Origin of the sequence: Variovorax rhizosphaerae, from assembly GCF_037889975.1 — a bacterium.
Classification (GTDB): Bacteria; Pseudomonadota; Gammaproteobacteria; order Burkholderiales; family Burkholderiaceae_C; genus Variovorax; species Variovorax rhizosphaerae.
Map to the genome: position 1 here is coordinate 46154 of NZ_JBBKZT010000015.1, position 15062 is coordinate 61215.

Here is a 15062-nt window from a genome sequence, read left to right on the forward strand (position 1 = left end):
CGGGCAATCAATCCTCATCGTGCGTACCGCCACCGAGATACGTGGCCTGCACGCGCGGATCGCAGGAGAGCGCTGCCGATGCGCCATGCAGCGCGATCTCGCCGGTCTCCAGCACGTAGCCTTCGTCGGAACTCTCCAGCGCAGCGCGCGCGTTCTGCTCCACCAGCAGGATCGACACACCGTCGTCGCGCAGCTTGCGCACGATGGTGAGGATGTCGCGCACCACCAGCGGCGCGAGGCCGAGGCTGGGCTCGTCGAGCATCAACAGGCGCGGCGCCGACATCAACGCGCGGCCGACCGCGAGCATCTGCCGCTCGCCGCCGGAGAGCGTGTTGGCGCGCTGCGACTTGCGTTCGGCCAGCCGCGGGAAGCGGTCGTACACCGATTCCAGCCGCTTCTTCAGCGCATCGCTGCGCAGGCGTTTGGCGTATGCACCGAGTTGCAGGTTGTCGAGCACGGTCAGCTCGCCGAACAGCTCGCGCTTTTCCGGCACAAGGCAAAGGCCGCGCTCCACGCGCGATTCCACGTCCAGGCCGTGCATGTCCTCGCCTTCGAATTTGAGGATGCCCTTGGAAGGCAGCAGGCCCATCGCCGCCGCGAGTAGGGTCGTCTTGCCCGCGCCGTTGGGTCCGATGACAGAGATGATCTGTCCCTTCTCCAGCGACAGCGACACGCCGCGCACCGCATCGACCTGGCCATACGACACGTGCAGGTCGCCGATCTCGAGCATGGAACTCATACGACGCTCCCCAGGTAAGCCGCCTGCACCCGCTCATCCGCGCGCACCGCCGAGGGCACGCCCTCGACCAGCTTGGAGCCGAAATTCATCACGACCAGACGGTCCACCAGTTTCATCACGAAGTCCATGTCATGTTCGACGATCAGGATCGTCACGCCTTCCTCGCGCAGCTTGCGCAGCAGGTCGCCGAGCGCCATCTTTTCCTTGCGGCGCAGGCCCGCGGCGGGTTCGTCCAGCACCAGCAGCACCGGGTCGGCGGCGAGCGCGCGCGCGATCTCCAGGATGCGCTGCGTGCCCAGCGGCAGGCTGCCCGCGAGTTCATGCGCGCGGTCGCCCAGGCCGATCCGGTCGAGTTGCCGCTTGGCCTCCTGCAGGATCTGGCGCTCTTCCGTGCGGTCGAGCCGCAGGCCCGCCTTGAGCACGCCCGCCTTCGTGCGCGAGTGCGCGCCGAGCGCGACGTTGTCGAGCAGACTCATCTGCGGCCGCAGCTTCACATGCTGGAAGGTACGCGCCAACCCCAGCCGCGCCACTTCGCGTTGCGGCATGCCGGCGATGTCACGATCGAGGAAGCGCACCTGCCCGGCCGTCATCGGCAGGGTGCAGGTCAGCAGGTTGAACATGGTCGACTTGCCGGCACCGTTCGGGCCGATCAGCCCGATGATCTCGCCTGCGTTCACGTCGAAGCTCACCTCGTTCACCGCCACCAGCCCGCCGAAGCGCTTGACCGCGCCGTTGACCGACAGGATTCGCGTGCCCCGTGCAGGCAGACTGCGATGCGGTAGCGGCTCGACTGGCGCGGAGAGCTTCTCGTCGGAGCGCGGCGCGGCGAAGCGGCCATGCGTCATCTTGCGCAGGAAGCCCATCAGCCCGCCGCGTGCGAAGTGCACCAGCAGGATGAACAGCGCCGCGAAGGTGATCGCTTCCAACTGGCCGGCGCGTTGCGTCAGCATCGGCAGCACATCCTGCAGCGCGTTCTTCAGCACCAGCACCAGGCCCGAACCGACCAGCGCCCCCGCCAGTTGCCCGAGACCACCGGACACCGCCATCAGCAGGTACTCGATGCTGGCCCGCACATCGAAAGGCGCAGGGCTCACGAAGCGGTTCATGTGCGCATAGAGCCAGCCCGCCAGTGCGGCGAACAACGCGGCCAGCACGAACAGCGACAGCCGCACGCGGTACGCATCCGCCCCCACGCTGGCCAGCAGCGTCGCACCGCCGCGCAGGCTGCGGATCGCACGACCGGGCCGCGATGCGAGCAGGTTGTAGCTGAACAGGATCGCCAGCCCGACGATGAACCAGATCAGGTAGTAGATGGCACGCGGCTCGACCAGCGACCAGCCCGCGATCTTCAAGGCCGGGATGTTCGACAGCCCGGTGTGACGACCCAGCGCATCGACGTTGCCGAACAGCATCGCGATCGACAGGCCCCAGGCAATGGTGGACAACGGCAGGAAGTGCCCGCCCAGCCGCAGCGTGAGCATGCCGATCGCCAGCGCGGACAAGCCCGTCAGCAACAGCGCGAACAGCAGGCCGATCCATGGCGACATGCCCTGCGCCGTGGTGAGCCATGCCGTCGCATACGCGGCGATACCTACGAAAGCCGCCTGCCCGAAGGAGGTCGCGCCGCCGACGCCCGTGAGCAGCACCAAGCCGAGCGCCACGAGTGAGCCGATGCCGATGTCGTTCATCAGCGAGACGGTGAAGTTGCCGAGGACCAGGGGAGCCAGCAGGATGGCGGCGATTACCACGCCGATCAACAAGCGGAAGTTGGTACGGTGGTTCATTGGTCCAACTCCTCCTCATCCTCTTCCACATGCGCCGCGAGGAACGAGCGCAGCATCAGCACCGGAATCAGCAGGCTGAACACGATCACATCCTTCAGCGCCCCGCTCCAGAACGAAGCGAAGCTCTCGACCAACCCGACCGCCAGCGCACCCACAGCCGTCATCGGATAGCTCACAAGCCCGCCGATGATCGCGGCCACGAAAGCCTTCAGGCCGATGATGAAACCCGAGTCGTAGTACATCGTGGTCACCGGCGCGATCAGGATGCCGATCAGGCCCGCGAGCAACGAAGCGCAGCCATAGGCCAGCATCGCAGTGCGCGCCGGCCGGATGCCCACGAGCCGCGCGCCAACACGATTGACCGCGGTCGCGCGCAAGGCCTTGCCAGCCACCGTGCGCTCGAACACCAGGAAGAACAAGCCACTGAGCACCAGCGCCGAGGTCACCATCAGGATCACCTGCCCGCTCACCGTGAAGCCGTCGCCCAAGGTCAGCATGCCGGAAGCCAGCGGTTGCGTGCGCGAGCCTTCAGGCCCGAAGAACAGCAGGCCCAGTCCCGAAAGCAGGAAGTGCAGCGCCAGCGACACGATCAGCAGCACCAGAACCGACGCATCCGCGATCGGCTGGAACACCACGCGTGCCAGCAACGGCGCGATCGGCACCACCAGCAGCACAGAGGCAGCGATCTGCAGCACGGCCGGCATGCCCGCACGCGCCGCCAGCCAGGCCAGCAAGCAGGGCACGGCAGGCAGCAGCCCCCACGCCAGGATGGCTTTCGGAATGCGCGCGTATTCACCGCGCCGCACCAGGCTGCCGACCTCGGTCAGCGTCGCCAGCAAGGCCAGCGTCAGCACCAGGCCGATGGTCGGCGGCGTGCGGCCGGTCTCGAAAGCCGCCAGCGTCAGCGCCGCAAAAGCGGCCACGTCGCCGAACGGCACGAAGACCACCCGCGTCACCGAGAAGATCAGCACCAGGCCCAGGCCGGCGAGCAGATAAACGGCACCGTTGGCCAGGCCGTCGATGCCCAGGATGAGTGCCACGTCCCACGTCATTGAAGCGCTCCCTTTTGATTCATGTCAGCTGCGTGCATTCAGGGCGCCAGCTTCCACTTGCCGTCTTCGAGCTTCACGATCACGCGTGCGCGCTCGTCCACACCGGAGATGTCACCCGGCTTGAAGGTGTAGACGCCATGCGTGCCCACCACTTCCTTGGTGCTGAAGATCGCATCGCGCAGCGCCACCCGGAATTCCGGCGTGCCCGGCTCGCCTTTGGCGCGCGCGGCGGCATCGGCGAACACCAGCCAGCCGTCGAAGGAATAGGCCGAGAACGCATCGGTCGTCGGTGCGCCGTTGGTCTTCTGGAAGACCGAGCGGAAATCGAGGCCGATCTTCTTGGTCGGATAGTTGTCCGGCAGTTGCTCGGCCACGATGATCGGGCCGGTGGGCATCAGCGCACCCTGCCCGGCCGCGCCGACGACGCGCACGAAGTCGGGGTTGATCAGGCCATGCTGGCCATACACGCCGCCCTTGTAGCCGCGCTCCTGCAAGGCCAGGAAGGGCAGCGCACCCGGCGTTCCCGCGCCGCCAGTCATCACCGCATCGGGCTTGAGTGCGACGATCTTCAGCACCTGGCCAGTGACCGATGCGTCCGCGCGTGCATAACGCTCATTGCTCACCACGGTGATGCCGGCCTTCGGCGCGGCCTTCATCATCGCGGTGTAGACCAGATCGCCCCAGGCATCGCTGAAGCCGATATAGCCAACCGTCTTCACGTTGTTGCGCTTCATGCGCTCGACCACCGCGTCGATCATCAGCTGCGTCGGCTGCGCGACCGTCATGACCCAGGGGTTGTCGGCCGCGTCCAGCAGGATGGGCGTGAGGCCGATCATCGGCGTCTTGGTTTCCTTGGCCACCTGCGCCATCGCGATCGCGGCCGGCACGCCCGAGGTGCCCATGATCACGTCGACCTTCTCCTCCTCGATCAGCTTGCGCGCATTGCGGCCCGCGGTGGTCGGATCGGAGCCGTCGTCCAGCACGATGAGCTGCACCTTGCGCCCGTTGATCTCGCCCTTGTAGGCCTGTGCGGCCGCCATGCCCTTGGAATACGGCACGCCGAGCGAGGAATTGGGACCGGACAGCGAAACGCTCAGCCCGACCTTGAGATCGGCCGCCAATGCGCTCGCGACGCATGCGGTCATCACGGCGATCGCCACCGTGCTGCGGGTCAGGGTCTGCATCAAGCGATTCATGGAAGAACTCCTCGTGGTGTTGTGGTTCGGGGAAACAGAAAAATCAGATGAAGAGTTGCACGGCCGGCAAGGCGCGTTCGGCGCCCAGCAAGTCCACGCGCTTCTGCCGGATGCGCAACCCATCGGCGGTGCGCACCAGCGTGTGCCGATAGCTGCCGGCGAGCATCAGTTGCTGCTCGCCACGCGATTCGATGTAGAGGAAGGGGGTGCGCAGCGTGGCCGTGCCCGCGTCCGAGTCGAAGCGCTCCACACGGGCCGCTTGCAGCACATGCTGGCAATGGCTCGGCGGATGCTGCGAATGCGCGCGCGGGTCCTTCAAGCGCTCGATGCGCAGGCGCAGCAGCAGCTTGTCCTCATAGGCGAGCGAGTTGTGCGAATGCGGGTCGGCCTGCATGCGGCCCAGCAGCGGCACCCAGTAGCGGCCGTCGTCGGCAAACAGGTCCAGCCACTCGTCGAAGCGGCGTTCGTCGAGCAAGTTGGCCTCGTCCGCGACGAAGCGACACAGCGCGTTCTCGTCGACCACCGGGGTCGCGCCGGCATTCATGCGGCAGCCTCCATTCCCAGCGTCATGAACCGCGACCACGCACGAAACTGGTTGCGCATCAGCAGTTCATTGGTGCCGTTGGTGTCCTGCGTGGACACGTCGAACTCGCCAGCCTTGAAGTCGCGATGCAGGCTCACCCATTCATTGCCCTCGGCACGCAGCCCTTGCTGCATGCTCTCGAACAGGTGCACGTCGTCATGCGCGACCATCGACATCGGCGAGAACACGAGCCGGTTGTAGCTCATGGCCCGCTCGAACAGGATGTCCGGCGCACCGGCCGCGCGAAACGCGTAGGCCTCCACCAGCGTGCGGTTCGCAGCCAGCGGACGAATCACACGAATCGCCTGCGGCGAGCCCTTCACCGACAGGCTCGGAAACAGCACCGAGTTCTGAGGTGAGCGCTGCAGGATCTCCGTCGCGCGCTCCGCGCCGTGGGCCTCGCGCATGGCGGCCTCGTAGTCCGGCACCTGCGCATAGTTGGAGTGAATGCTGAAGTTGATCCCCAGCACGCTGTGCCCGTGTGCGAACACCCGCCCGCCCATCTTGTCGAAGAACTCGTAGCCCGCGCCAAAGGGCAGGATCTGCTCCATCGCCATCGGCTTCGCTTCATCCGCCGAATGCCCCGCCCACACCGTGTTGGCCGCCCGCGTGGCCGACTCGTGCGTCGACATCGGATGCACCGTGTCGTTGATGTTCTCCAGGTACATCTTCCAGTTGCAGTGGATGATGTTGCGCATCGCGCCCCCGGCCAGCGTGAGCTTGCCTTCCGGCGAGCGGTCGACCATGTTGTCGATAGCGCGCAGCACCTCGCCGAAGTAATCCTCGAAGCCCGGCCCTTGGTCGCCCAGACGCACGAACACGAACTCGCGGTACACGGCCACGTGCTTCAGTTCCGTGAGTCCCTGCCCCGAGGCGCACTCGCGAAGCTGCGTGCCCTCGTACCCCGCCTTGATCGGAATCGCCAGCGGCGACCCATCGAGCTTGTAGGTCCATGCGTGGTACGGGCAGCGAAAGAACTTGCCGGTGTTGCCGCAGGCATCGCTGACCAACTGCGTGCCCTTGTGCGCGCAGCGGTTGTAGAACACGCGGATGCCGCCATCCGCCTGCCGCACCATCAGCAGCGGCTTCCCCGCGATGTCCTGCGCGAGAAAGTCACCGGCATTCGGCACCTGGCTCGCATGCCCGAGGTAGTTCCAGGTGTTGGAGAAGAAGTGCTCCTGCTCCAGCGCAAAGAGTTCGTCGCTCAGGTACAGATCGCGATGCACGCGGTCGTCCTGCACCAGCGCACGGATCGCATCAGGGCGGTCGCGATAGTTCATGCGCACCCGCCCCGTGCAACGACAGAAGAGCGAGCAACGATTGAACACCCCAAGCCCGGCGTGCGGTGCGCGACGGGTGCCGCCTCTGTGCTGCCGAAGCGCGCAGCGATCCGCGGATCAGGGCCGCCTGCTGTCTGAGCCGAAGGCGAGTTCAGGCGGACCCCGCGGATCGCGAGCACTGCAGGGGAGCCCCGCAGGGGCCGGCACAGTGAAGGCACCCGGCGCGTACCGCATGCCGGGCGCTCTGCCCAACGACAACGAACGGATGGACGCAGCATGTTCAAACGATCAGGGAACCAGCTTCCACTGCCCCTTCTCCATCCGCACGATCACAACAGCCCGCTGATCCGACCCATACCGGTTGTCAGGCTTGAAGTTGTAGACCCCATGCGTCCCCACCAACTCCTTCGTGTTCACGATCGCATCACGCAAGGCCGTCCGGTACTGCGGCGTCCCCGGCTCCATCTTCACGCGCGACGCCGCATCCGCCAACAGCAGATACGCGTCATAGGTATACGAGGAGAACGCATCCGTCGGCACCACGCCATTCGTCTTCTGGTAGGCCGCCCGGAACGCCATCGACACCTTCTTGATCGGATTGGCATCCGGCAGTTGATCCGCCACCAGCACCGGCCCGCTAGGCACCTGCAAGCCCTCGATCGACGCACCACCCACGCGCACGAAGTCCGCGTTGATCAGCCCATGCGTCCCATAGATCTGCCCCTTGTAGCCGCGCTCGGCAAGGGCCAGATAAGGCAGCGCCCCCGGCGTCCCGGAGTTCCCCGCGAACACCGCATCCGGCTTCTGCGCCACGATCTTCAGCACCTGCCCCGCCACCGACGAGTCCGAGCGCGCATAACGCTCGTTCGCCACGATCTTGATGCCCGCTGGCTCCGCGCTCTTCACCAGCGAGTCGTAGGCCAAGTCGCCCAGCGCGTCGGAAAAGCCGATGAAGGCCACCGTCTTCACGCCCTGCTTCTTCATCCGGTCCACCACCGCCGCCACCATCAGCGGAAAGGGCTGCGACACAGTGACGGTCCACGCGCCCTCGGGACCTGGAATCACCACCGGCGTCGGCGAAATCAGCGGCGTGTTCAGCTCATTCGCCACCGCGGCAATCGCCATCGCCCCCGGCACGCCCGAGGTGCCGATCAGCACATCCACCTTGTCGTCCACCACGAGCTTGCGCGCATTGCGCCCGGCCGTCGTCGGGTCCGACGCATCGTCCAGCACGATCAACTCGACCTTGCGCCCGCCGATCGTCGGATGCTCCGCGATCGCCGCACGGATGCCCTTCTCATACGGAATGCCGAGCGCCGCGACCGGCCCCGACAACGAACTGACCAGCCCGATCTTCAAGTCCGCCGCGAGCGCGCTCGACATGCCGGCGACCAGGGCCGCGGCGAGAAGTATCTGGTTGAGTTTTGGCATGGACGCTTTCAAGGACAAGGATCAAATTCAGGATTGCCGCGGTACCGGATTCCCGTGTCCGCTGGCATAAATGGCACGAAGCCAGGCGCGCGAAATGCGCACAGCCTGGCGATGGTTCAAGGCACCAGCTTCCACTGGCCCTTTTCCAGCTTCACGATCACACGCGAGCGCTCGTCCGAGCCATAGCGGTTGTCCGGCTTGAAGTTGTAGACGCTGTGCGTGCCCACCAGCTCCTTGGTACTCACGATCGCATCGCGCAGCGCCACGCGGTACTGCGGCGTGCCCGGCTCGCCCTTGGTGCGCGAAGCCGCATCCAGCATCAACAGCCAGCCGTCGAAGGAATAGGCCGAGAACGCATCCGTCGGCGCCGCGCCGTTGGCCTTCTGGTAGGCCGCGCGGAAGTCCATCGATACCTTGCGCATCGGGTTGCCTTCCGGCAACTGCTCCGCCACGATCACCGGCCCGGTCGGCGCCAGCAGGCCTTCGACCGAGGCACCGCCCACACGCACGAAGTCCGGATTGATCAGCGCATGCGTGCCATAGATCTGGCCCTTGTAGCCACGATCGGTCAGCGCCAGGTACGGCAGCGCACCGGGCGTGCCCGAGGTGCCGGTGAGCACGGCGTCCGGCCGCAGCGCGACGATCTTCAGCACCTGGCCGGCCACCGACGTGTCGGCGCGGGCATAGCGCTCGTTGCTCACCACCTTGATGCCGGCCGGCTCGGCCGCCTTGTTCAGCGCGTCATAGACCAGGTCGCCCCACGCGTCCGAGAAGCCGATGTAGCCGACCGACTTCACGCCCGACTTCTTCATGCGCTCCACGACCGCGCTCACCATGAGCGGCGCCGGCTGCGGCAGCGTGACCATCCATGCGCCCTCGTCGCCCGGCAGGTTGGCGTTGGCGATGGAGATCAGCGGCGTCTTCGTCTCGCGCGCCACGGCCGCGATGGCCAGGGCGCCGGGCGAGCCGGCCGTGCCGATGATCACGTCGACCTTGTCTTCCTCGATCATCTTGCGGGCATTGCGTGCGGCCGTCGTCGGGTCGGACGCATCGTCGAGCTGCACCATCGTGATCTTGTGACCCGCGACTTCGGACTTGTAGGCCATGCCGGCCTTGATGCCCTTTTCATAGGGAATGCCCAGCGAGGACACCGGGCCCGAGAGCGAGGTGATGAAGCCGACCTTGAGGTCGGCGGCAAAGGCGCTGGCGACGGCCAGCGCGCTGAGGCCCAGCGCGAGGCCGGTGCGGATGCAGAGACGGGTCGAAGTATTCATGGCTTTCCTCAGGTGACAGATGGTGTTGATCGGGACAACAACATGATTTGTAAAATGTTTAGCTCTCAACAATATGAGCGAGACGAGACTTGGGCAACAAGAGGAACTACCTAGGCCCTTGCTAGCAATTACAGAGCCAGGCTGCCCACGCTCGTTCCGCCGCAGACGTACAGCACCTGCCCGGTCACGAAGCTGTTGGCCGGATCGGCGAAGAAGCTCACCGCACGCGCCACGTCGGCCGATTCGCCGAGCCGCTTCACCGGAACCGACGCCGCCAGCGCGCGCTCCTTGTCGCTGCCTTCCTGCACCACGTCGTAGAACATGTCGGTCTTGATAGGGCCCGGTGCGACGACGTTGACGGTGATGCCTTCCGGCGCCAGCTCCAGCGCCCAGGTGCGGGCCATGCCCAGCATGCCTGCCTTCGTCGCGGAGTAACTGGTGCGCGTGGCCAGGCCCACCGCGGCACGCGAGGACAGCAGCACCACGCGGCCGAAGTGCTGCGCTCGCATCGTAGGCAGCGTGGCCTGCACGAGCTGGATGGCGCAGCCCAGGTGCAGGTCGACCAGCGCGTCGAGATCGTCGAGCTTCACGTCGGCCAGCAGGGCGGCGCGGATCACGCCGGCGTTGTGCACCACCGTATTCACGTCGAACTGGTGCGCCAGCTGGTGCACCGCCTGCCCGGTGGCCGCGCGGTCCATCAAGTCGACCTCGATGCTGTGCATGTGGGGATGCACGATGTCGCTCTTGCGTCGCGCCAGCGAGACGACTTCATAGCCCTTGGCGAGCAGGTCCTCGCAGATGGCCTTGCCGATGCCGGCGCTGCCGCCGGTGACTGCTGCAACTTTGCGGATCGTCATGTGCTCAACCCTCCACCAAGGCAAGCACGCGCAAGGGGCTGCCGCTGCCCTTCTGGATCTTGAGCGGCGGGCAGATCAGCACGGCGCCGGCCGGCGGCAACTGGTCGAGGTTGCACAGGCATTGCAGGCCGTAGCGGCCCGCGCCATGCATGTAGTAGTGGCACGGATACGGCGGGCGCAGGTGGTAGCCCTGGCCGGCATCGGTGCCGATGGCTTCGGAGCCGAAGCCGAGCACGTCACGCTGCTCGACCAGGAAGCGCACGGCTTCGGAACTCGGGCCGGGCGTGTGCTGGCCGGTCTCGTCGAAGTTCTGATACGCCTCGGGGTCATGGCGCTGCGACCAGTCGGTGCGCATCAGCACCCAGGCGCCCTTGGGGATGCGGCCGTGCGCGGCTTCATAGCGCTCGATGTCCTCGACCGTCATCAGATAGTCGTGGTTCGACTTGACCTGTTCCGAGCAGTCGATGACGCAGGCCGGCGCGACGAAGTGCTGCGCGGGAATGGTGTCGACCGAATTGTTCGGCAGGTCCTTGCCGGAGATCCAGTGGATGGGCGCATCGAAGTGCGTGCCAGTGTGCTCGCCGCAGGAGAAGTTGTTCCAGTACCAGCCGGGGCCGCGCTCGTCGTAGTGCGAAACCTCCTCGATGCGGAAGGGCCAGCATTGGCCCATCTCGGGCGGCAGGGCGATCTGCGGGAACTCGGGCGTGAGCGTCTGGGTGAGGTCGACCACGCGGATCTGTCCCGTCGCCATGGCGCTCACCAGGCCGCCCAGCAGTTGGGCGGTGGACGTGAGGGTGCTTGTTGTCATTGCTTCGAATCCTTGTTCTTCAACTTCCGCCAGCGGCGAGTTCGCGTTCCAACACCTTCGGGTTGTCGCGCCAGCGCTCCAGCCATTCCTGTGCGACGTCGCCGGGGTACACGTCCTCCACGCCATCGCGCAGTGCCTTCACGATGGCATTGGCGAGCGTGCCCGACAGCAGCTTGGGGGGAGGAACATGCTGGTTCCATTCGTCGTCGATCGGGCCAGGGAAGACATTGATCACACGGATGCCGGCCGGCCGCATCTCGGCACGCAGGCATTGCGCGAGCGAATGCGCCGCGGCCTTGGAGGCGCTGAACGTGCCGTGCGCCGGGAAGTTGCTGAGCGCATAGACCGACAGCAGGTTGACCCATGCGGTCGCGCCGGTCTCGCCATCGGCGGAGCGTCCCTTCAGCGCGGGGCCGAACTCCTGCGCCAACCGCAGCAGGCCGAAGTAGTTGATGTCCATCTCGGCCTTGGCCACGTCGGTGCCGCGCCGCGCGCCGATGCCGAAGGTGCGATGCACCTCCGCGTTGTTGATGACGATGTCGACCTTGCCGCCGATCTCGCCGGCCAGCTCCGTCACCGAGCGGCCATTGGTCAGGTCCAGCGGCACCAGCGTCACCTGTGGCAGCGCCGTGATGTCTTCGAGCCCGCCCGTCTTCTTCCACGGCTCCGCATGGCCGACCCACACGATGTCGGCCCCCGCCTTGACCAGCGCACGCACCAGGGCCTGGCCCACCTCGGTCTTGCCGTCGGTGACCAGCACCTTGCGGAATTTGGGGTCGCTGGTCATTTCACGCAGCATCTTGTCGTCGGCCATATGGGCGCTCCCTTCGTTCGGAAATCCAATCAATACCGCTTGCCCGGCGCGATCGAGCCGGGCGCCCACCTTGACCCGCGACGGGGCATCGCCCACCTCGCCGTGCATGTGGACCATCAGCGTCGGGCCGGCGTCCAGGTGCACCAGACCGAGGCGCCAGGGCAGGCGCTCGCGGAAGTACATGTCGTTGCTGTGGTGCAGCGTGGTGGTGGCCAGCAGGTTGCCTTCGCCGGACTGTTCGCGCCAGCGCAGAGCGGCCGAGAGGCACTTGTGGCAGGCCTCGCGCGGCGGGTACTGCACCGTGCCGCACTCTTCGCACTCCTGCAATTCGAAGCGGCCTTCGGCGGCGGCTGCTGTGATGCCCAAGGCGACACGGCCGCGTGCCCACGGGGGCAGGTTCATCTGCCGGGTGCGAAGTACTGGGTTCTTTTTCTTGGGGCGCATCAAGGGCATCGTCATGACGGCCTCCCGAGGATGACGGCGCCTGTGCACAGGCATCTGTCGTAGGTCACCATGCCGAAGCCGGCAACCAGACCCAGTTGCGCATCCTTCACCGCACGCGCACCGGCCGCATCGGTAAGCTGGCGGATCGTCTCGGTCATGCCGAGAAATCCACCGGCCGCACCGGCCTGCCCCGCCGACAACTGGCCGCCACTCGTGTTGTTGGGGAAGCTGCCCTCAAAGGTCATGCCTTGCGACTGCACGAAGGCCGACGCCTCGCCCTTCTCGCAGAACCCGAGGTCTTCGAATTGCATCATCACGATCACCGGATAGTCGTCGTAGGTCTGCACGAAATCGAGCGCCTCGGGCTTGATGTCGGCCTGCGCATAGAGATCGTCGCGGTCGACGCGCCACCCGCCGCACACCATCACCGGGTCTTCGGCAAACGCGTTGTGGCGCTCGATCGCGCCGCGGATCACGGCATGGGGCAAGCCCAGGTCGCGCGCACGCTCTTCGCTCATGACGAGGAAGGCTTCGGCGCCAGCGCAAGGCATCACGCAATCGAACAGATGGATCGGGTCGGAGATCGGCCGCGCGGCCATGTATTCGTCCAGCGTCAGCGGCTTCTTGAACATCGCGTGCGGATTGCCGAGCGCGTTGGTGCGTTGGTCCACCGCGATGCGGCCGAAGTCCTCGCGCTTCGCGCCATAGGTGCGCATGTAGTTCGCGGTGATGAAGGCGAACACAGAATTGGGGCCGCCCGCACCGTAGGGGTAGGTCGCGTCGCGTGCGAAGTTGCTGAAGGCACCGAGCGTCTGGCGGAAGGAGTCGACATGGTTGGTGTCGGCCGCCACGCAGGCGACGACATCCGCATCGCCCGCCTGCACCGCGCGTGCGGCACGGCGCAGGCACATCACGCCCGATGCGCCGCCCGTGGGCACATGGTCGAGCCAGCGCGGCGACAGGCCAATGTGCTGCGTCACGCCGACGGCCGTGTCCGGCACCAGCGAAAAGCTGCTGAGGCACAGGCCGTCGATCTGCTCCTTCTTCAAGCCGCTGGCCTTGACCAGCGCGTCGACCGCATGGCCGATGAACCAGTGCGCCGTGCGGGTCGAGTAGCGGACATAAGGCACGGTGACCGGTACGGCCACCGCAACGCCCTCGTAAGACATCCTTTTGGTCATGGCTGCCTTTTCTTCATCGACCGTGTGTCGATGCAGTTCGCCCGCCCCGGCAAGGCATGCGCAAGCTCTTTCAATTGCCCGCGCTGGATCTTCTGCGACGGCGTCAGCGGCAAGGCATCGACAAAGGCGACGTAGCCTGGCGCTTTGTAGTAGGCCAGTTGCGACAGCGCATGCGCGACGATGCTGGCTGCGAGTTCGGCCGACGAGGTGGTGTTCTCGCGCATCACGATGCAGGCGAGCACCTCGTCGCCACGCACCGGGTCGGGGGTTGCCGCCACAGCCGAAGTCTTCACCGCCGGATGCTGGTTGAGCACGCTCTCCACTTCCACCGCCGAGATGTTCTCGCCACTGCGGCGAATCACGTTCTTCTTGCGATCGACGAAGAAGAAGTTGCCATCCGCATCGCGACGCACCAGGTCGCCCGTGTGAAACCAGCCATCGGCCCAGGCCTCGCGCGTGGCTTCCTCGTCCTTCAGGTAGCCCGAGAAGAAGTAGCGACGCGGATCGGCACCGGCCGAGCGCACCAGCAATTCGCCAGGCGCATCGACTGCGGCATCGCGGCCTTCTTCGTCGACCAGGCGCAGTTCGAGGAAATCGGGTTGGCGACCGAAGCAACTGCTGCCCACCAGGCGCGGCTCGCGGTTCGCCATCACGCAGGCGCCAGCACCGGTCTCGGTCATGGCCCAGGCCTCGACCAGCGGGAAGCCGAAACGTTCTTCGAAGGGCGCATGGTTCTTGCGGTCCACACCGGCACCGAAGCCCCAGCGGATCGCGTGATCACGGTCGGCGGCTGAAGCCGGCGCGCTCAACAGCATCGCCGGCATCACGCCCAGGTAATGCACGATGGTCGCGCCGCTCTCGCGTGCGCTTTGCAGCCAGCTCTTGGGATGGAAGCGATCGAGTTGCACCAGGCAACCACCGGCCAGAAGCACCACCATGGTCGAGAACGCCATCGCGTTCATGTGGTTCAGCGGCAGCGGCGTGATGACGCGCTCGGTGTCTAGGCGGATGCTGCACACGCCGTCAAGCGCCGCATACCACTCGCCGGCGCGCAGGAAGTAGCTGTTGTCGAGGATGCAGCCCTTCGGCCGGCCAGTGGTGCCGGAGGTGTAGAGCAAGCCGCATTCGGTGTTCGCGCCGACGGGCTCGTCCATGCGCGGCGGCACGGTGCGGGCACGCGGCACTTCGCCATCGGCCGACATCGTGTCGAAAGGAACGCCCGCTTGTCCCGCAGCGGAGCGCAGGTCGGCCGCGCGCTCGGGCAGCGTCACGGCAAGGGCGATCTCGCTGTGGCCGATCAGATAGGTCAGCTCCGCCGAGCGCATCTCCGCATTGATCGGCACCACGCTCACACCCAACGCATTGAGTGCGAACCAATGGAAGAGGAAAGCCGGCCGGTTCTCCAGCAACAGCCCGACACGGTGGCCATGGCCCCAGCCGGCGCCGCGATAGGCCGCGCGCAAGCGCTCGACCTCGGCCGCAGCGGCTCCCCAGCGGATGGCGCCCGCATCGATGCCGTAGGCGGCCGCAGTCACCGATTCGGTGAACAGGAAATCCGCTTGCGGCGTGCGCGCAGCCGTGGCGCAGAAGACGTCGTAGACAGTGGTGTGCATCGGTTG

13 protein-coding genes are annotated in these 15062 nt (G+C 66.2%); all 13 read right to left on the reverse strand.

Features of this window, described 5'->3' with window-relative positions:
* Positions 1 to 7 precede the first annotated feature (7 nt).
* Positions 8 to 739, reverse strand: a complete 732-nt coding sequence (locus tag WKW82_RS27550; protein ID WP_340345764.1) for an ABC transporter ATP-binding protein — start codon at positions 737 to 739, stop codon at positions 8 to 10.
* Positions 736 to 2523 (reverse strand): branched-chain amino acid ABC transporter ATP-binding protein/permease, encoded by a 1788-nt coding sequence (locus WKW82_RS27555; protein ID WP_340345765.1) that lies wholly within the window; start codon positions 2521 to 2523, stop codon positions 736 to 738. The genes WKW82_RS27550 and WKW82_RS27555 overlap by 4 nt, the downstream gene beginning before the upstream one ends.
* Positions 2520 to 3575 carry a branched-chain amino acid ABC transporter permease gene (locus tag WKW82_RS27560; protein ID WP_340345766.1) on the reverse strand — a complete coding sequence of 352 codons (1056 nt, stop codon included), beginning with the start codon at positions 3573 to 3575 and terminating at the stop codon, positions 2520 to 2522. The genes WKW82_RS27555 and WKW82_RS27560 overlap by 4 nt, the downstream gene beginning before the upstream one ends.
* Before the next feature lie 38 nt (positions 3576 to 3613).
* Positions 3614 to 4771: an ABC transporter substrate-binding protein gene (locus WKW82_RS27565; protein ID WP_340345767.1), complete on the reverse strand. Its 1158-nt coding sequence runs from the start codon at positions 4769 to 4771 to the stop codon at positions 3614 to 3616.
* 43 nt (positions 4772 to 4814) lie between these two features.
* Positions 4815 to 5315 carry an aromatic-ring-hydroxylating dioxygenase subunit beta gene (locus WKW82_RS27570; protein WP_340345768.1) on the reverse strand — a complete coding sequence of 167 codons (501 nt, stop codon included), beginning with the start codon at positions 5313 to 5315 and terminating at the stop codon, positions 4815 to 4817.
* Complete coding sequence (locus WKW82_RS27575; protein WP_340345770.1) at positions 5312 to 6634, reverse strand: aromatic ring-hydroxylating dioxygenase subunit alpha; 1323 nt, start codon at positions 6632 to 6634, stop codon at positions 5312 to 5314. Before WKW82_RS27575 ends, WKW82_RS27570 begins: the two co-directional genes overlap by 4 nt.
* Positions 6635 to 6922: 288 nt before the next feature.
* Positions 6923 to 8065, reverse strand: coding sequence for an ABC transporter substrate-binding protein (locus tag WKW82_RS27580; protein WP_340345771.1), 1143 nt, complete (start codon positions 8063 to 8065; stop codon positions 6923 to 6925).
* Positions 8066 to 8181: 116 nt separating this feature from the next.
* Entirely contained in the window at positions 8182 to 9339 is a 1158-nt protein-coding gene (locus tag WKW82_RS27585; protein ID WP_340345772.1) for an ABC transporter substrate-binding protein, read from the reverse strand.
* A gap of 128 nt (positions 9340 to 9467) precedes the next feature.
* Positions 9468 to 10196, reverse strand: a complete 729-nt coding sequence (locus WKW82_RS27590; RefSeq protein ID WP_340345774.1) for an SDR family oxidoreductase — start codon at positions 10194 to 10196, stop codon at positions 9468 to 9470.
* A gap of 4 nt (positions 10197 to 10200) precedes the next feature.
* Positions 10201 to 11004: a cyclase family protein gene (locus tag WKW82_RS27595; protein WP_340345775.1), complete on the reverse strand. Its 804-nt coding sequence runs from the start codon at positions 11002 to 11004 to the stop codon at positions 10201 to 10203.
* Positions 11005 to 11023: 19 nt separating this feature from the next.
* Positions 11024 to 12277: an SDR family NAD(P)-dependent oxidoreductase gene (locus tag WKW82_RS27600; protein ID WP_340345776.1), complete on the reverse strand. Its 1254-nt coding sequence runs from the start codon at positions 12275 to 12277 to the stop codon at positions 11024 to 11026.
* The gene (locus tag WKW82_RS27605; RefSeq protein WP_340345778.1) at positions 12274 to 13443 is read right to left on the reverse strand and encodes a thiolase family protein; all 1170 of its coding nucleotides are present in this window, start codon (positions 13441 to 13443) and stop codon (positions 12274 to 12276) included. Before WKW82_RS27605 ends, WKW82_RS27600 begins: the two co-directional genes overlap by 4 nt.
* Positions 13440 to 15056 (reverse strand): AMP-binding protein, encoded by a 1617-nt coding sequence (locus tag WKW82_RS27610; RefSeq protein ID WP_340345779.1) that lies wholly within the window; start codon positions 15054 to 15056, stop codon positions 13440 to 13442. Before WKW82_RS27610 ends, WKW82_RS27605 begins: the two co-directional genes overlap by 4 nt.
* Between the last annotated feature and the right edge of the window lie 6 nt (positions 15057 to 15062).